Raw genomic sequence first — 24234 nt, forward strand, 5'->3', positions numbered from 1 at the left:
GTCGTCTGATTCTGATGTCGCGGGCCTACCCCGGCTTGCAGCCGGGCGGCCTTACGCCTCGGCAGCCACAGTGACCGAACGAGAAATCGCCAGCCCCGCTCAGCCCTTGCCCCACCTAGCCTGGCCGCGTTTTCCCGCACCTTATCCACAGCGCTTTCCCCAGATTCTGTGCACGACTCCCAGTAACACACTCCGCCTTGCTCTGCTGGTGAAAACCCGAGCCAAGTGATTGATTAAAATCGATATACCACTTGGCAATAACGCCAGCGAAGCGTCATTGGGTAAAAACTGAGCGGCCTACCGCAGCCTGCTTGAATGCTAGGCGCGAAGGGCTTTTGCAAAGGTTATCCACAGGACTGCCAACAGAATCTGTGAAGGAATCGGGAGGCAGGCGGACAGCCGTCAGCCGTTGTACAGATAGACCACCAGGCGCTTCTCGGGGCTGACGACGATCAGGCCGATCCGACCATAGGCGGAATAGCTGCCCGGGCTGTTGATAAGGCCATCGACATCGCGTATCAACGCGGCGGCCACCTCGATGCAAAAGCCGTAACGGCAGAGGTAATCAAGGCTGCTCAGCGACTGCTGGCGACTGTCCACAGGCCAGTGCCGCTCGTCCGGGACGATCGGCGTTTCTTTCCAGTCGCGGTACGAGCCGCGCCAGCGCCGCGGTGGATGCGGACAAGCGATAGACGAGAATCCCGGTCTCACGGCCAACCGGCACCTCTCTGCAACCCCCACACACGAAAACGCCCGACATGTCGGGCGTTTTCGTGAGCGCGGAACCTTGTTTACATGCCGGCGGCGTTCAGCAGCGGGTTGCCGTTGGCGCCGGCGCCGCCATTGGTCTTGTAGGCGTCCAGCAGTTTGCCGGCCTTGCTCCACTCGAACACGGTGGACTCGTTCTTGTTCGGCGCGCCGGGCAGTGCGGTGATCAGGCTGTAGTCGTACTTCCACACTTCCTTGCCGCTCAGCTCGGACTTGGAATTCGGATAGCCAATCTGGTTGACCACCTCATCCTGGCTGGCGCCGGAGCCCTTCAGCTGTTGCACGGTTTGCGGGGTGATGTAGGTACCGGTTTCGTAGTCCAGCGGGGTACGCCCGCCACACCCTGCCAGCAGGGTCAGGGAGAGGGCCGCCGCGGCGATGAGGGTTGTCTTTTTCATGTTGGATATCCTTGGTTTGATCCGTCCATACCGCCAACAAGGCCTTTGCGTCACGGAGAGAAGCGACAAAAGACGCGGTAACGGGCGAGCATAAGGACGGCCAGACATAGCAGCCATAGCACAGAGGAGCTAATGGCCCTGTGCCTGCAAACCCACGCGGAAAATGCCGGGCCTGCAGGCGCAGGCCCGCAGGCATCAGGCCGCCTTGCTCGGCGCCGCATCCTCGAAACGGTCGACCTTGCGCAGGCTCTTGAAACCGAGCATCCAGCCGCCGGTCACCAGCAGGGTGCAGGCGCACCCGAGCAACGCTGCCGGCACGACACCGAACCAGGCGGCACTGGTGCCGGCGCGGAATTCGCCCAGTTCGTTGGAGGAACCGATGAACAGCATGTTCACCGCGTTGACCCGGCCGCGCATAGCGTCAGGGGTGGAGAACTGCACCAGGGACGAGCGGATGTACATGCTCACCATGTCCGCACCACCGGCCACCATCAGCGCGGCGAAAGACAGCCAGAACAGGCTGGATAGGGCGAACATCAGGTTGGCCAGGCCGAACAGCGCCACCGCGCCGAACATCACCAGGCCGACATGGCGGTTGAAGGGTCTCATGCTCAGGTACAGGCCAACGGACACTTCGCCAATGGCCATGGCGCTGCGCAGCAGGCCCAGACCGGTGGGACCGACCTCAAGGACTTCCTGCGCGTAGATCGGCAGCAATGCGACAACGCCGCCGAGCAGCACGGCGAACAGATCCAGGGAAATGGTGCCAAGGATGATCGGCCGCGTGCGGATGAAGTGAATACCGGCGGTAAAGCGCGTCCAGGCGCCCGCCTCCAGCGCCTGCATCTTCTCGGCATAAAGCACCGGCACACGCCTGAGCAACAAGGCGCCAGCGACGAAACCGAGCAGGCAGACCGAGTAGGTCAGGCCGCCGCCACCGATGGCGTAAAGGCCACCGCCAATGACCGGCCCGGAAATGGTCGCCGTACGCATGAGCATGCTGTTGGCGGCGATGGCCGCAGAAAGGCGCTCGCGCGGCACGATCTGCGGCAACAGGCTGCCCAGAGCAGGCCCGGTAAAGGCCCGACCGCAGCCATAAAGCACCAGCACAGCGTAGTACCAGTTCACCGCCGCATCATTCAGCGCCAGCCATAGCAGGGCCGCAGCACAGACGCCCTCCAGCAGCCAGCTGAGCATAAGGATCAGGCGCCGGTCGTAACGATCGATGAGATCGCCAGCCGGCATCAGCAGCACCAGCATCGGAATGAATTGCGCCAGACCGACGTAGGCCAGCGACAGCGGGTCGCGGGTCAGGTCGTAGATATGCCAGGCCACCACCACAGCCTGAATCTGCATGGCGAATACGGCCATCAGACGTGCGGTGAGAAAAGGCAGGAAGCCGGGAAGCCGGTAAACGGAGGAGGAAGCGGCAGCAGACACGGGTTAAGCCTCAAGACATGACCGGTGGGTTCCAGTCGAGGAGTAGCCGGCCAATCTACGGCAACGCACCGCGTTGGGGCAATCAGGCGAACAGGCTGTTGCGTAAATTGCACTGCGGACCTCGCAGAGGCGTCAGAGGCCGCCTCCACCCGACACAGGGCCATTCACACGACAGCGCCTGATCCGGTCGCTGTAGGAGCGGCGCCCCGGCGCGAAGACGAATACGGCCACACCGCAAGATTGCGTCGTGTGCTCCGTTCGCCGCGGAGCGCGGCTCCTACACGTGTTTGCAGGCGGGTGCCGCCCGCAAGTTTTCAGACTAGACGAAGGCCTGGTCGCCAAAACCGCGAGGCAGACGCTGCGGCCCCGGCAGCGCCGCCAGGCGTGCTTCCCAGGAGGCGCGCCAGTCATTGACGGCACGGGTAGCTTTCGCTCGACGCGCTGCACGTCGGGCGGCGTTGCGGGCATTACGCCGCGCTTCGGTAAACACTTCGGTCTTACGGCAATTGCGGCATTTGACCTTGGCCAGGTCGGTGGTGGAGGGCAGTTTTTCACCATGAGAGCCACAGGCGAGGTGGCCAGAGACTTTGTAGTGCGTAACCATCGCGTTATCTCCTGATTGTGGGCACCCGACTGCAGCCAGTCGGTCTACACCCCTCAGAAAATGGGACTGTACAAGCACGACGGTGGTTCATTGGCGGCCGACCAAGTGGCAACTCGCCCCTGGCCGCCTACCCCGGCGAGCGGTTCTAATAACTCTTTTTGCAGGAACACCAGCATGCCTCTGAGCCCCGACGAGCTCGCCCAGATCAGCGCCCTCACCCTGACCCACTATCAGGACAGCGCCGAGGATTTTCGCGAGGGCACCCGCGACCACGACGTCAGCCAGAACATCGCCGCCCTGCTGCGGCATATCGAGGCGGAGAAACCCTGGCGCATCCTCGACCTCGGCTGCGGCCCCGGTCGCGATTTGCGCACCTTCAGCGCGCTCGGCCATCAGCCCGTCGGGCTGGACGGCTGCGCCGAATTCGTCGAGATGGCGCGCGCCGACAGTGGCTGCGAGGTGTGGCAGCAGAACTTCCTCGCCCTGAACCTGCCCGAGGCGCGTTTCGACGGTATCTTCGCCAACGCCAGCCTGTTCCATGTGCCGGACCAGGAGCTGCCGCGGGTGCTCGGCCAGTTGCATGCAACGCTGAAAAACGGTGGTGTGCTGTTCAGCTCCAACCCGCGTGGCGACAACCAGGAGGGCTGGAACGGCCCACGCTACGGCAGCTACCACGACCTGGAACGCTGGCGCACGCGACTGGCTGCCGCTGGCTTCGTCGAGCTGGAACACTACTACCGCCCCGAGGGCCTGCCGCGTGAGCAACAACCCTGGCTGGCCAGCGTCTGGCGTGCGGCCAAATCACCAGCCTGAAGCGACTCACAATGGGGCAAAGGTTCGGTCCGTGCATTCTTTTGGGCTGTATTCGACGCGTGCGCCACAAGCCACAGAATCGCGCCAGGCCAGTGAGAGCCCGGCCTTGAGCACTTCGACAGGGATTGGCACAGCCACTGCATAACGCCAGACAAGCCCGGCAATCCGGGCAACCCACTCGGTCAACGGCGATCGAACAGCCAACGCAGGCAATTGGGTAGCGACGTGCCTTCGAGCGGCACGCGACAGAACAGGCAAAGGCGCCTGGAACCGCAAGGTTTCAGGCGCTTTTTTTTGCCGCAAGAAAACCTGATGAGCTTTCGCCGGGAACCACCATGAACAGCACAGCACGCCCCAGCAACAAGCAACGCCTGGTCATCATCGGCAACGGCATGGTCGGCCATCACTGCGTCGAGCAACTGCTTGTCGCCGGTGCGCTGGACCATTACCAGATCGACGTATTCGGCGAGGAAGCGCAGCGCGCCTACGACCGCGTACACCTGTCCGAATACTTCGCCGGGCGCGACGCCGAGTCCCTGGCGATGAGCAGCGCCGACCTGTACGCGCAAGCCGGCCTGTACCTGCATCTGGCTGCGCCTGTGCTGGAGATCGACCGCGCCGCGGGCGAGGTGATCACCGCCAAGGGCCGCTTCGCCTACGACAAGCTGGTGCTGGCCACCGGCTCCTACCCCTTCGTGCCGCCCATCGCAGGTGCCGAGGGCGATGCGCGCCTGGTCTACCGCACCCTCGACGATCTCGACGCCATCCGCGCTGCCGCCCAGGGCAAACGCCGCGGCGTGGTGGTCGGCGGCGGTCTGCTTGGCCTGGAGGCGGCCAACGCGCTGAAGTCGCTGGGACTGGAAGCGCACGTGGTGGAATTCGCCCCACGCCTGATGCCGGTACAACTCGATGACTTCGGCGGCGCCGCGCTCAAGCAGCGTATCGAAGACCTCGGCGTCGGCGTGCACCTGAACAAGGCCACGCAGTCGATCAGCGCTGGCAGCGACTACCGCTACCGGATGAACTTTGCCGACGATGACTGCCTGGAAACCGACCTGATCGTCTTCTCCGCCGGCATTCGCCCACAGGACGCTCTGGCCTGTGCCTGCGCCCTGGAGCTTGGCCCACGCGGCGGCGTGGCGATCAACGACCAATGCCAGAGCAACGACCCGGCGATCTATGCCATCGGCGAATGCGCAGCCTGGAATGGCGGCATCTTCGGCCTGGTCGCACCCGGCTACCAGATGGCGCGCAACGTAGCCGCGCAACTTTGTGGTGGCGAGGCGCAAGCGTTTCTCGGCGCCGACATGTCGACCAAACTCAAGCTGCTCGGCGTCGATGTCGGTTCCATCGGCGATGCCCACGGCGCAACGGCCGGCGCACGCAGCTACCGCTATATCGACGAGGCCACGTCCAGCTACCGCCGCCTGGTGGTCTCTGCCGACGGCAAGCAGGTGCTCGGCGCCGTACTGGTCGGCGACAACAGTTACTACGACACCCTGCTGCAGTACGCGCAGAACGGCATCAAGCTGCCGGATGACCCAGCCAGCCTGATCATGCCCGCCGGTGGCGGTGCCCCGGCTCTCGGCGCCGATGCCCTGCCGGACAGCGCCACCATCTGCTCCTGCCACAACGTCAGCAAGGGCTCGGTGTGCGCGGCCATCGATGCCGGTTGCTGCGATGTCGCCGGGGTCAAGGCCAGCACCAAGGCCGCCACTGGTTGCGGCGGCTGCGCGGCCCTGCTCAAGCAGGTGGTCGAGCACGAACTGAGCGCACGCGGCGTGGCGGTCGACAAGAGTCTGTGCGAGCACTTCGCCCACACCCGCCAGGAGCTCTATCACTTCGTCCGCGTCGAGGGCATCGAGACGTTCGAGGACCTGCTGGCCAGGCATGGCAAGGGCCACTTGGGTTGCGACATCTGCAAGCCGGCGGTGGGCTCGATCCTCGCCTCCTGCTGGAACCGGCCGATCACCGAGCCGGCGCTGATTGCGCTGCAAGACACTAACGACACCTTCATGGCCAACATGCAGAAGAACGGCACCTACTCGGTGGTGCCGCGCATTCCCGGCGGCGAGATCACCCCCGAAGGGCTGATCGCCATCGGCGCGGTGGCGAAGAAATACGACCTTTACACCAAGATCACCGGCGGCCAGCGCATCGACCTGTTCGGCGCCCAGCTGCACGAGCTGCCGGATATCTGGGGCGAACTGATCGCAGCCGGTTTCGAGACCGGTCACGCCTACGGCAAGTCGCTGCGCACGGTGAAGAGCTGCGTCGGCAGCACCTGGTGCCGCTACGGCGTGCAGGACAGCGTGGCCATGGCCCTGCACCTGGAGAATCGCTACAAGGGCCTGCGTTCGCCGCACAAGATCAAGTTCGCGGTCAGCGGTTGCACCCGCGAATGCGCCGAGGCGCAGAGCAAGGACATTGGCGTGATCGCCACCGAGAACGGCTGGAACCTGTACATCTGCGGCAACGGCGGCATGCGCCCACGGCATGCCGAACTGTTCGCCACCGACCTGGATGACGACAGCCTGGTGCGCATCATCGACCGCGTGCTGATGTTCTACATCCGCACCGCCGACAAGCTGCAGCGCACCTCGGTCTGGCGCGAGTCACTGGAAGGCGGCCTGGACTACCTCAAGGAAGTGATCCTGCACGACAGCCTCGGCCTGGCCGCCGAACTGGAGGCGCAGATGCAGCTGGTGGTCGAGCGCTACGAATGCGAATGGGCCGGCGCCCTGAAGGACGAGGAGAAGCTCAAGCGCTTTCGCACCTTCGTCAACGAAAAAGGCGGCGACCCGGATATCCGTTTCGTCCGCGAACGTGGCCAGCGCCGTCCGGCGCGCGCCGATGAACTGCAGCTGATTCCCGTCACCGAGGAGGCCGTCTGATGAGCCCGTCCAACACCGCACGCGACCTGCACGCCGACTGGCAACCCCTGTGCCGCACCGCCGACCTGGTGGCCGGCTCCGGCATCGTCGCCCTGGCTGGCGGCCAGCAGGTGGCGCTGTTCTACCTGCCGGACAGCGAGCCGCAGGTATTCGCCATCGGCAACCGCGACCCGAAATCCGGCGCCAACGTCATCGGCCGCGGCCTGCTCGGCCACCTGGCCGGCGAGCTGGTGATCGCCTCGCCGCTGTACAAGCAGCACTTTCGCCTGCGCGACGGCGCCTGCCTGGAATACCCAGAGCAACAGCTGCCGGTCTGGCCGGTGCGCCTGCACGGCGAGCAGGTGCAAATCAGCCTGGGCTGAGTCCGTATCGCCTTCCCCAACACTTAACGAGAGAGCGCAAACATGTCCTACCTGGTCCCGACAGAATTCGTCACCAAGATGGTGGATGCCGGCGAGTCGAAGATTTTCATGTCGACCCGTGACACCCTGATCCGCGCCTTCATGGCGGGCGCCATCCTTGCCCTGGCGGCAGTGTTCGCCATCACCGTTAGCGTGCAGACCGGCTCAGCGCTGGTGGGCGCCATGCTCTTCCCGGTCGGTTTCGTGATGCTCTACCTGATGGGCTTCGACCTGCTCACCGGCGTGTTCATGCTCACCCCGCTGGCCCTGCTCGACCGTCGCCCCGGCGTCACCGTGAGCGGCGTGCTACGCAACTGGGGTCTGGTGTTCGTTGGCAACTTCGCCGGCGCGCTGACCGTGGCCTTCATGATGGCGTTCGTCTTCACCTATGGTTTCTCCACCGACCCGGGTGCCATCGGCGAGAAGATCTCGCACATCGGCGAGGCGCGCACCCTGGGCTACGCCGAATACGGCGCCGCCGGCTGGGCGACCATCTTCCTGCGCGGCATGCTGTGCAACTGGATGGTATCGATGGGCGTGGTCGGGGCGATGATCTCCACCACCGTGAGCGGCAAGACCATCGCCATGTGGATGCCGATCATGCTGTTCTTCTTCATGGGCTTCGAGCACTCGGTGGTGAACATGTTCCTGTTCCCCTCGGGCATCATCCTCGGCGGCGATTTCTCGGTGATGGATTACATGATCTGGAACGAGATCCCCACCGCGCTGGGCAACCTGGTCGGCGGCCTGGCCTTCACCGGCCTGACCCTCTACACCACCCACGTCAGAACCGCGCCCAAGCGCACCAGCTACAACTGAGGCGTGCCGATGAATCTGGCCGACGCCTCGCCGCGCAGCCGCCAGCCAGGGCGATTGCGCGTCAGCGTCGGCCAGTATTCGGACAAGGGGAAAAAGCCTCGCAACCAGGACTTCCATGGCCTGTGCGTACCGCACGCGGCGCAGCTCGACAGCAAGGGCATCGCCGTTGCCCTGGCCGACGGCATCAGCAGCAGCGAGGTCAGCCACATCGCCAGCGAGACGGCAGTGGCGGCCTTTCTCAATGACTACTACAGCACCAGCGACGCCTGGTCGGTGAAGACCTCGGCGCTGCGCGTGCTGGCCGCCACCAATGCATGGCTGCATGCGCAGAGCCGGCGCAGCCCGCATCGCTACGACCTGGATCGCGGCTACGTCTGCACCTTCAGCGCGCTGGTGCTGAAATCGACCACGGCGCACCTGTTCCACATCGGTGACGCGCGCATCTATCGTCTGCGCGACGCCGTGCTGGAGCCGCTGACCCAAGAGCATCGCCTGCAACTCGATGCCGACAGAAGCTACCTCAGCCGCGCACTGGGCATGCAGGCCCATCTGGAGGTCGACTATCAGGCCCTGACCCTGGAGGCCGGTGACCTGTTCCTGCTGGCCACCGACGGCGTGCATGCCTTCGTCGACGATCGCAGCTTGCGCACCTGCATCGACGCCAGCGCCAATGACCTGCAGCACGCCGCACAACTGATCGTCGAACGCGCGCTGGCCGGCGGCAGCGACGACAACCTGACCGTGCAACTGCTGCGCATCGAGCAACTGCCCGATGGCGAGGTCAGCGAGCTGCAGCAGCGCCTGGACGAACTGCCCTGCCCGCCCGCGCTGGAGGCGCCGTGTGAATTCGATGGCTACCGCATCCTGCGGCGGCTGCACGCCAGCGCACGCAGCCACCTGTACCTGGCGCGCGACTCGGCCAGCGACGCCATGCTGGTAATCAAGACGCCCTCGCAGGATTTGCAGCACGACACGCAGTACCTGCAACGCCTGCTGCTGGAGGAGTGGATCGCCCGACGCATCGACAACCCGCACGTACTCAAGGCGCATGCCGCGACGCGCAGGCGCCACTACCTGTACAGCGTCAGCGAATTCATCGACGGGCAGACGCTGGCGCAGTGGCTGCTCGACCACCCGCAACCGTCGCTGCAGGTGGTGCGTGACATGGTCGAGCAGATCGCGCGCGGCCTGCGCGCCTTGCACCGCCTGGAGATGCTGCATCAGGACCTGCGCCCGGCCAATCTGATGATCGACGCCGACGGCACCGTGAAGATCATCGATTTCGGCGCGACGCGCGTGGCCGGGCTGCAGGAAAGCGCTAACCACGAACCGGTGCTCGGCACCGCCCAGTACAGCGCGCCGGAATACTGGCTGGGGCTGCCGGCAACGGTAGGCTCGGACGTGTTCTCCCTGGCGGTGATTACCTACCAGTTGCTCAGTGGCCGCCTGCCCTACGGCACGGCCATGGCCAGGGCGCGAAGCCGTACGGCGCAGATGCGCCTGCGCTACCAGCCACTCGGCCGGCAGGACCTGCCGCCATGGCTGGACGATGTGCTACGCAAGGGCTGTCATCCAGACCCGAACAAGCGCTATCAGGACCCGGACGAATTCGCCCACGCCTTGCGCCATCCGGGCCAGGCGCTACTGCAGCGCAAACATCGCCCCCTGCTGGAACGTAATCCGCTGATGTTCTGGCAGCTGTGCAGCCTGACACTGGCGCTCGCCCTGCTGCTGGTTCTGCTCCGTTAACAGGCTGTTGAAAAACTACCTGCGTTGCCATTGCTGCGTTAAAAACAGGCCAAAAATGCTCATTTACAACTCGTAAACTGCGCTTTTTCGCCTGTTTTTGCCTTGCACTGGCTGCCTCGCCTACGTTTTTCAACGGCCTGTTAGCCCCGCTGGCAAAAGCCCGTCCTTACGGGCAAAATTTCCGCCAGCCCGATCCTGAACGACCTGCAGTGCGCTTCCCGGACGAAGCGCGGGCTGTTCCAGCCAACACGGCAGTTGCGCAGGCCGAACCTGCGTCGTTTTTCTTCAAGCAGGTACCGCAGCAATGCCGCCGATAGACCTCAACTCCGACATGATGTATCGCCTGCTGGTGCAGAGCGTGGTGGACTACGCCATCTACCTGCTCAGCCCCGAAGGTGTGGTGACCAACTGGAACGCGGGTGCACAGCGCGCCAAGGGCTACAGCGCTGCCGAAATCGTCGGCCAGCACTTTTCGGTGTTCTACAGCGAGGAAGAGCGCAAGGCCGGCGTACCGCAACGGGGGCTGGAACAGGCACGTGAAACCGGTCGCTTCGAGGCCACCGGCTGGCGCATGCGCAAGGACGGCTCATCCTTCTGGGCACACGTGATCATCGATGCCGTGCACGACCACGATGGCGAACTCCTCGGCTTTGCCAAGATCACCCGCGATTGCACCGAGCAGCAGCGTCTGCAGAATGCGCAGCGCGAGCAGGAGCGGCGCTTCCGCCTGCTGGTACAGGGCGTCAAGGACTACGCCATCTACATGCTCGACCCCCAGGGCCACGTGCAGAACTGGAATGCCGGCGCGCAGCGCGCCAAGGGCTACAACGCTGCGGAAATCGTCGGCCAGCATTTCTCGCTGTTCTATACCCCCGAGGACCGCGCCGCAGGGCTGCCGGCACAGGGTCTGGCAACCGCCCACCGCGAGGGCCGCTTCGAGGCCGAAGGCATCCGCCGGCGCAAGGATGGCTCGTCGTTCTGGGCCCATGTGATCATCGATGCGGTACGTGACGACGATGGCCAACTGATCGGCTTCGCCAAGATCACCCGTGACATCACCGAGCGCCGCCAGCATGAACAGGAGCTGCTCAAAGCCAAGGAGCTGGCTGAAAGCTACAGCGAGGAAATGAGCAAGCTGTCGCGCTTTCTCGACTCGGTGATCGGCAACATTCCAGCCAGCCTGATCGTCAGGAACCCTCTCAGCGGGGAAATCCTGCTGGCCAACCCGCAGGCCGAGCGCCTGTTCGGTTGCAGTGCCCAGGCGATGATCGGCCAGCATCCACGTGCCTGCCTGGCGCCGGTCATCGCCCGTTATATCGAAGCGCAGACCGAGCTGGGCGCGCGCAGCGACAACGGCCAGCCGACGGAAGAGTGCCTGCAAACCCCCTTGGGCGCGCGCACGCTGCGTACCCGCGTGGTGTTCAGCGAGGGCGAAGCAGGCCAGACCGGCTATGTGCTGATGATCGCCGAAGATGTCACCGACGAGCTGGCCGCACATGCCCAGATCCACCATATGGCGCATCACGATGCGCTGACCGGCCTGGCCAACCGCACCCTGTTCGCCGAACGCCTGCAGGAAGCGCTCGCCGAGAGCAGCGTCGGCCAATCACTGGTCGGCGTGCTGTGTCTGGACCTGGACAACTTCAAGAACATCAACGATGCCCTCGGCCACGCCTTCGGAGACCGCCTGCTGCGTTCGCTGGCGGTACGACTGCAGAACACGCTGCGTGATCACGACACGTTGGCCCGTCTGGGTGGCGACGAATTCGCCATCGTCCTGCGCCACCTGGACCACCCCAAGGATGCCCATCGCACCGCTCAGCGCCTGATCGATGTGGTGGCACCGGCATTCCTCATCGACGACCACAGTTTCACCGTTGGCCTGAGTGTCGGCGTGGCCATTGCGCCAAACGACCACGAAAGCGCCGACCAGCTGCTGCGCTACGCCGACATGGCGCTGTACGAAGCCAAACGCAACGGCCGCAATCGCTTTGAATACTTCCATCCAGAACTGGATGCCGCCGCGCGCCGCCGACGCACCATGGAAACGGACCTGCGCACGGCCCTGCACCTTGGCCAGCTGCAGCTGCATTACCAACCGATCATCGACCACCAGAGCGAACACATTTCCGGCTACGAAGCGCTGATGCGCTGGCACCATCCGCTCAACGGCCTGGTGATGCCCATGGACTTCATTCCATTGGCCGAGGAAACCGGGCTGATTCACGAGGTCGGCGCGCGTGCGCTCAACCTGGCGTGTCAGGAAGCGGCCAGCTGGGGCACCGAGCAGACGGTGGCCGTCAACCTGTCACCCGCGCAGTTCAGAAACCCGGAGCTGGTGCATATCGTGGCGCTGGCACTGCAGGATTCCGGCCTGACGCCGCAGCGTCTGGAGCTGGAGATCACCGAGTCCGTGCTGCTCGACAACAGCGACGGCAACATCGAGACGCTCAAGCGCCTCAAGGCTCTGGGCGTGACGATCGCCCTCGACGACTTCGGCACCGGCTACTCGTCGCTGAGCTACCTGCGCTCGTTCGCCTTCGACCGGATCAAGATCGACAAGTCGTTCATCAACGACATGGTCGACAGCCCGGAGGCGATGTCCATCGTGCGCGCCATCACCGGCATGAGCAGCAGCCTGCAGATCAAGACCACCGCCGAGGGCGTGGAGACCGAAGAACAGCTCGAACAACTCAAGGCCCAGGGCTGCTCGCACTTCCAGGGTTTCCTGTTCGGTCATCCCAAACCGGCCAACGAGCGCAAGCAGGAATCCTGACGAAAAAACCGCAACCCGGTCGGGTTGCGGCTTCGTGTGCCTTGCTCGCGTCTGACCGCTACCGTCAGCCCAGGATCATCTGCGCCGCGCGCTCGCCGATCATCATGCAAGGCGCATTGGTGTTGCCGCTGATCAGCGTCGGCATGATCGAGGCATCCGCCACCCGCAGGTTGCTCAGCCCACGGACCTTCAGATCAGGCGTCACCACCGCGGCATCGTCGGTGCCCATCTTGCAGGTGCCGACCGGGTGGAACACCGTGGCGGCGTTCTCGCGCAGGTGTGCCAGCAACTGCTCGTCGCTCTGCACCTGTTTCCCGGGCAACATTTCCTCGCCACGGATATCGTCGAACTCCGGCTGAGCCAGGATGCTGCGGGCCAGCTTGACGCCCTCCACCAACGCCCGGGCGTCGGCCTCGTCGCTGAGGAAGTTGAAGTCGATGCTCAGGCTGCGGCCTTCGCCCAGACGTACCTCGCCGATGCTTTTCGGGCGCAGCACACAAGTGTGGATGGCATAACCATGCCCCCACTCGAACAGGCGGCCGCGATGGCTGCGATACCCCGGCACGAAGTGCATCTGCACATCCGGCAGCTCGCCCGCCAGCGGCGTGCGGGCGAAGCCGCCTGCTTCGACGTAGTTGGTGGTCAGCCAGCCCATTCTGCGCGCCAGGTACTGGAACGGCGAAGCCAGCACCTTGGGCAGCGAGCCGAGCGAGAAGCCCAGCGACAGCGGGCTCTTTGAGCGCACGGTGAGCGTACCGTCAATATGGTCCTGCAGATTCTTGCCGACGCCGGGCAAATCGACCCGACTGGCCACACCCGCGGCCTCCAGTTCGGCCTTGGGGCCGATACCGGATTTCAACAGGATATGCGGCGAACCCAGGGCACCGGCGCAGAGGATGGTCTCACGCGCGCAATGCAAGGTGCGCCACTGGCCCTTCTCGCGCAGTTCCAGGCCGACCACGCGCTCGCCATCGAGCAGCAGGCGCTCCACCTCGCAGCCGGTCAGCACGGTAAGGTTGCTGCGCTGACGAACCGGTGCGACGAAGGCGCGGTAGCTGGACAGGCGCTTGGCATCCTTCTGGGTGACGTTGTAGATGCCGACCCCTTCCAGGGTACCGCCGTTGAAGTCGTCGTTACGGCGCAGCCCGATGTGACTGGCGGCGCTGATGTAACGCTCGGACAGCGGATTGGGATCACGCGGGCGGTCCACCAGCAGCTCACCCTGAGTGCCGTGATAGTGCGGGTTCTGGCCGAGCAGGTTGCCCTCGGACTTCTTGAAGTAAGGCAGCACATCGTTCCAGCCCCAGCCCGGGCAGCCGGCCGCTTCCCAGCGATCGTAATCACTGGCATCGCCACGGATGTAGATCATGCTGTTCATCGAACTGGAACCACCCAGCGCCTTGCCGCGCGGCGTGTGCAGTCGGCGCCCGGCGAGGTTCTTCTGCGGCGCCGAGAAATAGTTCCAGCTGAAGACCTTGCTCTTGTACAGGGTGATGGTGCCGGCCGGCACCTGCACACGCGGGCTGGCATCGCTGCCGCCAGCCTCGATCAGGCACACGCGCACGGCCGGGTTGGCACTCAGGCGGTTGGCCAGCACGCAACCGGCCGAACCGGCGCCGACGATCAGATAGTCGAAGCGATCGCTCATCTCAATGCACCTCTTCCATGTCGTCATGCAGCAAGCCGAGGATGTGGCGTTTCATGCGGATGAACTCCGGCTCCATCACCACATCGAGATTGCGCGGACGCTCGATGGGCACCTCGAGAATCTCCTTGATCCGTCCGGGACGGGCGCCCATCACGTAGATGCGGTCGGCCAGCAGAATGGCTTCGTCGATGTCGTGAGTGACGAACACCACGGTCTTCTTGCTGTTGCCCCATACCTGCAGCAGCAACTGCTGCATCTGCAGACGGGTCTGGCTGTCGAGCGCGCCGAAGGGTTCGTCCATCAGCAGGATCTGCGGGTCGTTGGCCAGGGCGCGGGCAATGGCCACGCGCTGCATCATGCCGCCGGAAAGCTGCTTGGGATAATGTTCGGCGAACTTGGCCAGACCGACTTCCTGCAGGTAGAACTCGACGATGGTACGGATCTCGGTGGCCGGCAGGCCGCGGCGTTTGAGGCCGAACTCGATGTTCTGGCGGACCGTCAGCCAGGGGAACAGGGTATAGCCCTGGAACACCATGCCACGATCGGCGCCGGGGCCTTCGACCTTCTGCCCGCCGACATAGATATCGCCTTCGCTCGGTTCGTTGAGGCCGGCGGTGAGGTAGAGCAGGCTCGACTTGCCACAGCCGGACGGGCCGACGATCACCGCGAACTGCTGGTCCGGCACCTCGAAGGAGACCCGGTCCAGAGCGGTGAAGGTGTCGCCCTTGGGCGACTGATAACGCAGGCTGACGTTGTCCACCTTGAGCCGCGCCTCGACCTCGGCGTACTGGCTGAGCGGAGGCATGATGTAGGGTTTCTTGGCTACTGCGCCCATGCGGCAATCCTCAGTCGGAGCAAGCGGAACAATTGGTCGGTCATCAGCCCGAGCAGGCCGATGATGGCGATGGCGAGGAAGATCACGTCCACCTGGAAGCCACGCATGGCCTTGAGGCTGATGTAGCCCAGGCCGCTGCTCGCGGCGACCAGCTCGGCCACCACCAGGTAGGTCCAGGCCCAGCCCATGGTCACGCGCAGCGTGTCGAGGATGCCCGGCAACGAGGCTGGGCCGAGTACGTGCAGCACCACGTCACGACGACTGGCGCCGAGGGTATAGCTGGCGTTGAGCAGATCCTTGGAAACGCCCTTGGAGACGTCGGCGATCATCACCAGTTGCTGGAAGAACACGCCGAAGATGATCACCGACACGCGCTGCTCCAGACCGATGCCGATCCACAGGATGAACAACGGCACGAAGCTGGTGACCGGCAGATAACGGATGAAGTTGACCAGCGGTTCGAGGAACGCCTGCACGATACGGAAGCTGCCCATCAGCAGCCCCAACGGCACCGATACCACCGAGGAAATGACGAAACCGATCAGCACCACTTCCAGGCTGGCCAGCACGTGCTTGCTCAGGGTCCCGTCACCGGCCAGACGAATACCGGCGGCGATCACGTCACCCGGTGTAGGTAGAAACATCGACGGCACCACGCCGCCATAGGAAAGCAGAGCCCACAGGCCAAGCACCAGCAGCCAGCACAGGCCGCTGACGCCGAGCACCAGACGGCCCGGCAGATCGACTTTTGGGGTCAGGCAGCGCTGCACCCAGGATTTTTGCGTGGCCATGAACCACCTCGTGTTGCGAAAGCTGAGAAGAACGCCAAGCCGTATGGGTTACCACGTCCGTTGTAGGAGCGGATTCATCCGCGAACTTCGCGGCTAAAGCCGCTCCTACAAGGCTGTGTCGAAGGCTTAGGGCGTAACGAACGTGGTATCGACCATGTCCTCGTATTTCACCGAGTAGGTCTTGCCTTGCAGGGCGCTCCAGGTTTCGTTGGCCAGCGCGATGATCTCGGCGATGTCGCCGGTCTGCCCGGCGGTGCCCAGCAGCTTCTCGCTCATGGCCTGGTCGTAGAACTTCACGCCCTTGGCTGCCTCGGCCAGGTCCTTGGGATCGGACAGATAGCCACCCACACCCTTGGCCATGATCTCGTAGGCCTTTTCCGGGTTGCTCTTGGTGAACTCGACCGCCTTGTACAGACCGGCAACCAGCGCCTTGACGTCTTCCGGCTGCTTCTCGATGACGTCGCAGTCCAGCGCCACCACGTCGACGATCACCCCGGGGGTTTCGCCGCTGTCGGCCAGCACCTTACCGCTGCCCTTCTGCTTGACCATGGTCAGGTTCGGCTCCCAGGTCACTGCCGCCGGCACGTGGCCGGCGATGAAGGCCGAGGCGGCATCATCGGCGGTCATGTTCTGCACTTCGACATCGGCCATGCTCATGCCAGCCTTCTTCAGCAGATAGCTCAGCCAGAACTGCGAAACCGAGCCCTCGTTGACCGCAACGGCCTTGCCCTTGAGGTCCTGCATGCTGGCAATGTCGTCGCTCACCACCAGGCCATCACCGCCGTGGGACTCGTCCAGGGCGGCCACCGCCTTGAAGCAGAAGTCCTTGGAGCGGTACTTGAGGATCTCGTCGATGGTCGAGGCCGAACCGGACAGCTTGCCCGAGGCCTGCGCAGCCATGTACATCGAGGCTTCCTCGATGGTGGTCAGCTGCAGGTCGAGACCGGCGTCCTTGAAGTAACCAAGGTCGCGGGCCAGGTACAGGGTGCCGTACCCCACCCAGGTGGTGTGACCGATGGACAGGGTACCGGCTTGAGCGGTGGCGGCCATGCCCGCAGCCAGTGCGGTGCACGCGAAGGAACGGACGATACGGTGGCGCAAGGATGATTTCATGAAGCACTCCCACAGCCTGTTGGCTCGTTATAGGTTTGCGTGGGGCAGAAGGCGGCCAGCGGCCAAGTGTCCTGCTCGGGCCAACCTCATCGGGCCGGCGCCTGGTTCTTCTCCGCCCTCTGCGGGGCGGTATCGGGTGATGCCTGTCGCGTTTGCTGTCGTGGGAGTGGCTGTTACAGCAGATTCAGCTCACGCCCGGTGCGGTCCACCGCACGCCGGGTTTTCTCCACCAGTTCGTCCAGCTCGGAGTGGGTGGCCACCAACGCAGGCGCCATGATCATGCGGCCGAGGGTGGAGCGGATGATCAGGCCTTCGTCGAAGCCGACCGTGCGGCAGTGCCAGGCGATGTCGTTCTCGTTGGCGAAACGCTTGCGCGTGGCCTTGTCTTCGGCGAACTGCAACGCAGCGACCAGCCCAGTGCCCTGGATGTCGCCAATCAGCGGGTGATCCTTGAAGGTGTCGCGCAGCAGTTTCTGCAGGTAGGGGCCGCTGTCGGCCTTGACTGTCTCGACGATTTTCTCGTCGCGCAGCGCGGTGAGGTTGGCGATGGCCACGGCAGCCGCCACCGGATGGCCGGCATAGGTCAGACCATGGGCGAACAGACCGCCCTCCTGCACCAGAGCGTCGGCAATGCGCTTGCCCAACACCAGGCCGCCCATGGGGATGTAACCGCTGGTCAAGCCCTTGGCGATGGTCAGGGTGTCCGGCTCGAAGCCGAAATGCTGATGGGCGAACCACTCGCCGGTACGGCCAAAGCCGCCGATCACCTCGTCGGCGCACAACAGCACGTCATACTGGCGACAGATGCGCTGCACCTCAGCCCAGTAGCTGGCCGGCGGGAAGATCATGCCGCCAGCCCCCTGGAACGGCTCGGCAACGAAGGCCGCGACATTCTCGGCGCCCAGCTCGAGAATCTTCGCCTCCAGCTCACGGGCAGCCTTGAGGCCGAAGGCCTCTTCGCTCAGCTCACCGCCCTCAGCGAAGTAGTACGGCTCGCCGATATGAGCGAAGTCCGGCAGCATGCCGCCCATCTCATGCATGAAGCCCATGCCGCCGAGTGCGGTACTGCCCAGGGTAGAGCCGTGGTAACCGTTCCAACGGCCGATCATGATCTTCTTCTGCGGCTTGCCGACCACCTGCCAGTAACGGCGCACGGTGCGGATCAGCACCTCGTTGGCCTCGGAGCCCGAGTTGGTATAGATGGCGTGGCTGTAGTGTTTCGGCAGCAGGCTGAACAGCAACTCGGACAGCTCCACCACACGCGGATGCGTGGTGTGGAAGAACAGGTTGTAGTACGGCAGCTCTTCGAGCTGACGCGATGCCGCGGCATTCAGGTCGGCACGGCCGTAGCCCAATGCGGTGCACCACAGACCGGACATGCCATCGAGATAGCGCTTGCCGTCGGTATCCCAGAGGTTCAGACCCTGGCCCTTGGCGATGACCAGCGCCCCTTCTTCATTCAGCGCCTTCTGATCGAGAAAGGCATGAATGTGGTGGGCAGCGTCCAGTGCCTGATATTCCTGAGTCGTATGCTTGGCAGTCATTGCAGGGGCTCCGCTGAAGCTGGGCGGTAGGGTGCGCCGTGCGCACCGTTCTCGGTCTGTTTGGGGCCATCCGGTGCGCGCAGCGCACCCTACGGACGGAACTGGAACCAGGTGGTTTTCAGCTGTGTGTACTTGTCGAACGAATGCAGCGACAAGTCGCGGCCGAAGCCGGACTGCTTGCCGCCACCGAAGGGCGTGGTGACATCCAGCGCATCCACGGTGTTGACCGATACGGTGCCGGCCTTGAGACGGCGGGCAACGCGGTGAGCGCGATTGAGGTCGTCGCTCCACAGCGAGGCGGCCAGGCCATAGATGCTGTCGTTGGCCATGGCCACAGCTTCGTCCTCGGCGTCGAACGGCTGCACCGCCAGGACCGGACCGAAGACCTCATCGCAGGCCAGACGACTGCCCGCTGCAACGCCGGTGAAGATGGTCGGCTCGATGAAGTTGTCCGAGCCATTGAACGTCAGTTGCCGGCCGCCAGAGACCAGGCGCGCACCATCGGCCTGAGCCCCCTTGATGAACGCCATGATCCGCGCGGTCTGCCGCGCCTCGACGATGGCCCCGGCGCGGCTGGCCGGATCCAGCGGGTCGCCCGGCATCCAGTTGCGCGCCTTGGCCTGCAGCCGCTCGACGAACTCATCATGGATCGAGCGCTGCACCAGCAGACGCGAGTTGGCCGAGCACACCTCACCCTGATTGAAGAAGATGCCGAAGGCCGCCTTTTCCGCTGCCAGGTCGAGGTCCTGGCAGTCAGCGAACACCAGGTTGGCGCTCTTGCCGCCACACTCCAGCCAGATCTGCTTGAGATTCGACTGAGCCGAGTAGCCCATGAAGTACTTGCCCACCTCGGTCGACCCGGTAAAGGCCAGGCAATCGACGTCCATATGCAGGCCGAGGGCCTTGCCCGCACTTTCGCCGAGACCGGGCACCACGTTCAGCACGCCCTCCGGCAGGCCGGCTTCCAGCGCCAGCTCGGCCAGACGCAGAGCGGAAAACGGCGATTGTTCCGCGGGCTTGAGCACCATCGAGTTGCCTGCCGCCAGCGCTGGAGCAAGTTTCCAGGCGGCCATGTCCAGCGGGAAATTCCACGGCACCACGGCGGCCACCACGCCGAGCGCCTCACGGGTAATGGTGGCGAGCACATTGGGCGCGCTGGGCGCGACTTCGTCGTAGAGCTTGTCGAGGCTTTCGGCGTACCAGCGGAACACGCCTGCAGCACCGGGCACGTCGATGTTCCAGGCATCCATAACCGGCTTGCCCATGTTCAGCGAGTCGAGCAGCGCCAGCTCGTCACGATTGGCCAGGATCAGTTCGGCCAGACGCAGCAGCACCTGCTTGCGCTCGGCCGGGGCGCGTTGCGACCAGACACCGGACTCGAAGGCCCGACGCGCGCTGCGCACGGCCTGATCGACATCCGCCTCGGCACAGGCGGCGACCTGCGCCAGCTGCTCGCCAGTGGCCGGATTGATAGCTGCGAACATCGCGCCGGATTGCGCCGCTACTCGGCGCCCGCCGATGATCGCCTGGGCGATGAAAGCTTGCTCTCGGGCTCGTTTTTGCCAGTCGCTGAGTTCGTACACCACTGTCCCCTTCTGCCGTTTTTGGCGAATTCGAGGTGATGGTGGCGCATGGCCGAAGATAGGAAAAATATTAAAAATATCGCCGGGACATACGAAAAAGATGGTCACACCAGCACCACGCCGGTGCATGCCGCCAACTACTAGTGCAACCCGCAAAAAACACCTCGCAACGCCCCGTCAGGCCTGCATGCCGCACGCGCCACAACAGCGAATTGGCGCACCATTGCAGCGCGCAACAATCGACAGAGGGGCGGCCTGCAGGCCAATGCCAGCCAGTTAAGCCTGATTGCGCCGAACGGGTAGGAGCGGCGCCTCGCCGCGAACCAATACCACGCAAACTCGAAGCGCTTCGCCCCCCTACAGAAAGCGGCTTGGGGAGCTTTATCCAATCAGCATTAGCCTTCAGGTTATCTAGTCGTTACGCCTGCACGCCCCCAGCGACTGCGTCATCTGCTTGCAGGGCATGCATTCTGCTGACCCGCATTGCTGTCAATCACGCCGCGTGTACGGCTTTTGCAGGTAATCCGCACACAGGCTGCTGGCCAGGAAAAATATGGTCACTGGCAAACAAGATGCTCACCCGCGAACCGACCATCTGCGGTTAAGGTGAACGTCGCAAAGAAGATCATCAGAGGTCTGCGTGGCTGCCTACACCCTGCGTCAACTCAAGTATTTCGTCACCACCGTCGAATGCGGCAGCGTCGCCGAAGCGTCACGCAAGCTGTACATCGCACAACCATCCATCTCTACCGCGATCAAGGGGCTGGAGGAAAGCTTCGGCGTGCAACTGTTCATCCGCCACCATGCCCAAGGGGTATCCCTGACGCCCGGTGGTGCGCGCTTCTACCGCAAGGCGCAGGAACTGCTGCGCATGGCGCGCGAGTTCGAGCAGAACGCCCTGGCCGACAACGACGTGGTGGCCGGACAGATCGACATCGGCTGCTTCGAGACCGTTGCCCCGCTCTACCTGCCACGCCTGATCGCCGGCTTTCGCGAGCGCTACCCCGGCGTGGAAATCCGTCTGCATGACGGCGAGCAGCATGAGCTGGTACAGGGCCTGACCGCAGGCCGCTTCGACCTGGCCATCTTCTACGAACATGATCTCGACGGCACCATCGAGACCGAACCCTTGATGCCGCCGCAGCGCCCCTATGCACTGCTGCCCGAAGGGCATCGCTTCGCCGCCCAGGCCAAGGTATCGCTACGCGACCTGGCGCTCGACCCGATGATCCTGCTCGACGTACTGCCGAGCCGAAACTACTTCGTGAGCATCTTCGAAGAACTGGGCCTGTCGCCCAATATCGTGTTCAGCTCACCGTCGATCGAGATGGTGCGCGGCATGGTCGGCCAGGGCTTCGGCTTCTCCGTGCTGGTCACCCGCCCGCACTGCAACACCACCTATGACGGCAAGCAGGTAGTGTGCGTGGATATCACCGAGGCCGTCACCGGCTCCGGCCTGGTGGCCGCCTGGCTGAAACGCGCGCAACTGACCAAGCCGGCACAGCTGTTCGTCGACTACTGCAAGGAAGAGCTGGGCGAGGCCGCGCCGTCCGCCTGAGCGAGCTCCCGGGTTGCATCCGGCTACGGATAGCGCTGCACATGTAGCCCGGATGCACTCCGGGGCCGCCGGTTTACTCGAATACCGGACGGAAGAAGCTGCGCTCGTAGCTGAGGATGCAGCGCGTGTCTTCGGCATAGCGGAAGGCGGCCTGGCAGTCGGCGTCCGCGAGCGAATCCTGGCGATAGCGCTCGTATTCCGCCAGGCTGGGGAAGCTGAACAACGCCAGAGCCACGTTGTTGGCGCCTTCCGATGGCAGGAAGTAACCGTGGTGCGTGCCACCGAACTTCTCCACCAGAGGAATCCACAGTTTGGCGTAGTGCTCGAACTCCTTGAGCTTGTAGGCATCGACGATGTAACGCAGGTAGCAGGTGACCATGGCAGTCCTTGTTTCAGGTTTCGACAGGGCCCGCGATGGAAGCACAACGAGGCATCGTCGCACCACCCTCGACGCACGCTGCGACGGAAAACGGCTCAGCTAATCCAGGCAGGCATGCCGCTCGCCCCGCTGAGCCAGATCTCGCCTCATTGCTCATGCCGCCGCAGAGACCGATAACCCGGAGTCGGATATCGCGGACAAGCCCGCGTCAGCCTGACACCTGCATCCACTGCGCCAGGCGTGCCAGCATGGCATCGCAGCGTTCGAGCTGCTCCAGGCTGACGAACTCATCCGGCTTGTGACCCTGCTCCATGCTGCCGGGGCCGCAGACCACAGTGGCCACGCCGGCCTCGTCGAACAGGCCGCCCTCGGTGCCGAAGGCCACGGTGGTGAAGTCCTCGCGCCCGGCGATCAGCGCCAACAGGCGCGCCGCCTCGCTGGCCGGGTCGGTGAACAGGCCGGGATAACTCGACAGCTCGCTGAGGCGGATGTCGCTGGCGGCGCTGACCGCGCGCATGCGCGGCAGCAATTCGCGCTCGGCATAGTCGCGCAATTCACGGGCGACCTGCTGCGGATCATCGGCTGGCAGGGCGCGCATCTCGAAGTCGAAACGGCATTCGGCGGGCACGATATTCAAGGCGCGACCTCCCTGGATCACGCCGGTCTGCACGGTGGAGTACGGCGGATCGAAGCGTGCATCGTGGCGCTCGGGCGCGGCCAGGCGCGTGCCGATCTCACCGAGCTGGCCGATCAGCTTCGCCGCGTATTCGATGGCGTTCACCCCCTGCGGCGCATAAGCCGAATGGCAGGCGGCACCGTGCACCTCGCAGCGCATCGCCAGCTTGCCCTTGTGGCCGAGCACCGGACGCATCTCGGTCGGCTCGCCAATCAGGCAGATGGCCGGGCGCTCGGGGATGGCGCGCAGGCGCTCGACCAGGCTGCGCACGCCGAGGCAACCGACCTCCTCGTCATAGGAGATGGCGATATGCAGCGGCAGGCGCAACGGCTGTTGCAAGAACTGCGGTACGGCCGACAGCACGCAGGCGATAAAGCCTTTCATGTCCGCCGTGCCACGACCATACAAACGGCCGTCGCGCTCGCTCAGGCTGAACGGTGGCACCGTCCAGGCCTGGCCGTCGACCGGCACCACGTCGCTGTGACCGGAGAGCATTACACCACCAGCGCCGCTCGGGCCGATGCGTGCATAGAGGTTGGCCTTGCTGCGTTCGGCGTTGAACAGCAGCTCACTGGCAATGCCGAAGCCGGCCAGGTAATCGCGCACATAGTCGATCAGCGCCAGATTGGATTCGCGGCTGGTGGTGTCGAAGGCGATCAGGTCGGCGAGCAGGTCGCGGCTGCTGGGCATGGCTTCAATCCAGGTCATCGGTGCGCACGGCGCACCCTACGAGAGACATTGCAGGTGCGCCATGCGCACCGTTTCATTCATCACCCGGCACGCCGTAGCTGGGTGCCGTGGTCGGGTCGAGGGCGCGGGTGATGTAGTCGTGCAGTTGCGGCTCGTAGGCGCGCCAGAGCTTGTCCAGCTCGCCGATAGGATCTTCCTCGGCCCAGTCGACGCGCAGGTCGATCACCGGCCAGACCAGATCACCGACCACCGACATCGCCGCCGAATGCACCGGCCCGGCCTCGCCACCGGCGGCCATCGCCGCCTGCATGGCCGCCAGCAGGCGATCCGGCAAGCCGCCGTCGGCCTGCTCGAAGGCCTCGACCATGGCATCGATCACCGCGGTACTGGCCAGCAGGTTACCGGCCGCCACGCATTGCTCACCGGCTCGCGCATGGTGCAAACCCAACGCTTCACTACCGGAAAAATGCGCGCTGGCGCCGTGACTGTCGATCACCGTCACCTGGCGGTACTGACCATAGCCATTGCTGCCCAGCGCCTTGTCCAACGCCGCCTGCGGTTCCAGGCCGCTCTCCAGCAAGTCGAGAATCTGCGGGCCGAGCGCAGGCAGGGTGATGTTCTGCGTCGACACCGCACCGACACCGGCGCGTAGCCAAGGGCAACGCGCGCCGACGGCGATGCTCGAGGAACTGATGGCGATACCGAGATGGCCGGTCTCCGGGCAACGCCCGACGATGGAGAAAGTCATGGGCGCT

The 24234-nt window shown here is 64.3% G+C and carries 20 protein-coding genes; 7 read left to right on the plus strand and 13 right to left on the minus strand.

Annotated elements, in window-relative coordinates:
• Positions 1-402 precede the first annotated feature (402 nt).
• The 4 genes from ACJRW5_RS21180 to ACJRW5_RS21195 form a co-directional block, all read right to left on the minus strand.
• On the minus strand, positions 403-711 hold the full coding sequence (locus tag ACJRW5_RS21180; protein WP_484572464.1) for a hypothetical protein: 309 nt from the start codon (positions 709-711) through the stop codon (positions 403-405).
• Positions 712-791: 80 nt separating this feature from the next.
• The gene (locus ACJRW5_RS21185; RefSeq protein ID WP_484572465.1) at positions 792-1166 is read right to left on the minus strand and encodes a hypothetical protein; all 375 of its coding nucleotides are present in this window, start codon (positions 1164-1166) and stop codon (positions 792-794) included.
• 195 nt (positions 1167-1361) lie between these two features.
• Positions 1362-2606, minus strand: a complete 1245-nt coding sequence (locus ACJRW5_RS21190; protein ID WP_484572466.1) for an MFS transporter — start codon at positions 2604-2606, stop codon at positions 1362-1364.
• A 319-nt stretch (positions 2607-2925) separates the two neighbouring features.
• Positions 2926-3210 carry a hypothetical protein gene (locus ACJRW5_RS21195; RefSeq protein ID WP_484572467.1) on the minus strand — a complete coding sequence of 95 codons (285 nt, stop codon included), beginning with the start codon at positions 3208-3210 and terminating at the stop codon, positions 2926-2928.
• A gap of 174 nt (positions 3211-3384) precedes the next feature.
• Here ACJRW5_RS21195 and ACJRW5_RS21200 point away from each other — a divergent pair, with 174 nt between their 5' ends.
• The 6 genes from ACJRW5_RS21200 (at position 3385) to ACJRW5_RS21225 (ending at position 12662) form a co-directional block, all read left to right on the plus strand.
• Entirely contained in the window at positions 3385-4023 is a 639-nt protein-coding gene (locus ACJRW5_RS21200; RefSeq protein ID WP_484572468.1) for a class I SAM-dependent DNA methyltransferase, read from the plus strand.
• 335 nt (positions 4024-4358) lie between these two features.
• Positions 4359-6917 carry a nitrite reductase large subunit NirB gene (gene nirB / locus ACJRW5_RS21205; protein ID WP_484572469.1) on the plus strand — a complete coding sequence of 853 codons (2559 nt, stop codon included), beginning with the start codon at positions 4359-4361 and terminating at the stop codon, positions 6915-6917.
• Positions 6917-7279, plus strand: coding sequence for a nitrite reductase small subunit NirD (nirD, locus tag ACJRW5_RS21210; RefSeq protein ID WP_484572470.1), 363 nt, complete (start codon positions 6917-6919; stop codon positions 7277-7279). The genes nirB and nirD overlap by 1 nt, the downstream gene beginning before the upstream one ends.
• A gap of 42 nt (positions 7280-7321) precedes the next feature.
• A complete protein-coding gene (locus tag ACJRW5_RS21215; RefSeq protein ID WP_484572471.1) occupies positions 7322-8137 on the plus strand; it encodes a formate/nitrite transporter family protein in 816 nt (271 codons plus the stop codon).
• 9 nt (positions 8138-8146) lie between these two features.
• On the plus strand, positions 8147-9886 hold the full coding sequence (locus tag ACJRW5_RS21220) for a bifunctional protein-serine/threonine kinase/phosphatase (RefSeq protein ID WP_484572472.1): 1740 nt from the start codon (positions 8147-8149) through the stop codon (positions 9884-9886).
• Between the two features lie 304 nt (positions 9887-10190).
• Positions 10191-12662, plus strand: coding sequence for a sensor domain-containing protein (locus tag ACJRW5_RS21225; RefSeq protein WP_484572473.1), 2472 nt, complete (start codon positions 10191-10193; stop codon positions 12660-12662).
• A gap of 64 nt (positions 12663-12726) precedes the next feature.
• On the opposite strand, the gene ACJRW5_RS21230 is transcribed toward ACJRW5_RS21225, so the two are convergent.
• The 6 genes from ACJRW5_RS21230 to ACJRW5_RS21255 all read right to left on the minus strand — a co-directional run bounded on the left by ACJRW5_RS21230 (position 12727) and on the right by ACJRW5_RS21255 (position 20176).
• Positions 12727-14310: a GMC family oxidoreductase gene (locus tag ACJRW5_RS21230; RefSeq protein WP_484572474.1), complete on the minus strand. Its 1584-nt coding sequence runs from the start codon at positions 14308-14310 to the stop codon at positions 12727-12729.
• Between the two features lies 1 nt (position 14311).
• Positions 14312-15115 carry an ABC transporter ATP-binding protein gene (locus ACJRW5_RS21235; RefSeq protein WP_484572558.1) on the minus strand — a complete coding sequence of 268 codons (804 nt, stop codon included), beginning with the start codon at positions 15113-15115 and terminating at the stop codon, positions 14312-14314.
• Between the two features lie 17 nt (positions 15116-15132).
• On the minus strand, positions 15133-15936 hold the full coding sequence (locus ACJRW5_RS21240; protein WP_484572475.1) for an ABC transporter permease: 804 nt from the start codon (positions 15934-15936) through the stop codon (positions 15133-15135).
• A 126-nt stretch (positions 15937-16062) separates the two neighbouring features.
• Positions 16063-17049: an ABC transporter substrate-binding protein gene (locus ACJRW5_RS21245; RefSeq protein ID WP_484572476.1), complete on the minus strand. Its 987-nt coding sequence runs from the start codon at positions 17047-17049 to the stop codon at positions 16063-16065.
• A gap of 173 nt (positions 17050-17222) precedes the next feature.
• Positions 17223-18593 carry an aspartate aminotransferase family protein gene (locus tag ACJRW5_RS21250; RefSeq protein WP_484572477.1) on the minus strand — a complete coding sequence of 457 codons (1371 nt, stop codon included), beginning with the start codon at positions 18591-18593 and terminating at the stop codon, positions 17223-17225.
• An 89-nt stretch (positions 18594-18682) separates the two neighbouring features.
• Positions 18683-20176 carry an aldehyde dehydrogenase gene (locus ACJRW5_RS21255; RefSeq protein ID WP_484572478.1) on the minus strand — a complete coding sequence of 498 codons (1494 nt, stop codon included), beginning with the start codon at positions 20174-20176 and terminating at the stop codon, positions 18683-18685.
• 640 nt (positions 20177-20816) lie between these two features.
• On the opposite strand from ACJRW5_RS21255, the gene ACJRW5_RS21260 reads away from it, so the two are divergent.
• Complete coding sequence (locus tag ACJRW5_RS21260) at positions 20817-21734, plus strand: LysR family transcriptional regulator (protein WP_484572479.1); 918 nt, start codon at positions 20817-20819, stop codon at positions 21732-21734.
• A 73-nt stretch (positions 21735-21807) separates the two neighbouring features.
• Here ACJRW5_RS21260 and ACJRW5_RS21265 read toward each other — a convergent pair whose 3' ends face one another.
• From ACJRW5_RS21265 to ACJRW5_RS21275, 3 genes are all read right to left on the minus strand, one after another.
• A complete protein-coding gene (locus ACJRW5_RS21265; RefSeq protein WP_484572480.1) occupies positions 21808-22113 on the minus strand; it encodes an NIPSNAP family protein in 306 nt (101 codons plus the stop codon).
• A gap of 208 nt (positions 22114-22321) precedes the next feature.
• The gene (gene argE / locus ACJRW5_RS21270; RefSeq protein WP_484572481.1) at positions 22322-23479 is read right to left on the minus strand and encodes an acetylornithine deacetylase; all 1158 of its coding nucleotides are present in this window, start codon (positions 23477-23479) and stop codon (positions 22322-22324) included.
• Positions 23480-23552: 73 nt separating this feature from the next.
• Positions 23553-24227 carry a DUF1028 domain-containing protein gene (locus tag ACJRW5_RS21275; protein ID WP_484572482.1) on the minus strand — a complete coding sequence of 225 codons (675 nt, stop codon included), beginning with the start codon at positions 24225-24227 and terminating at the stop codon, positions 23553-23555.
• Positions 24228-24234: the final 7 nt, after the last annotated feature.

It is taken from the genome of Pseudomonas pichavaramensis, assembly GCF_050473265.1.
GTDB lineage: Bacteria > Pseudomonadota > Gammaproteobacteria > Pseudomonadales > Pseudomonadaceae > Aquipseudomonas.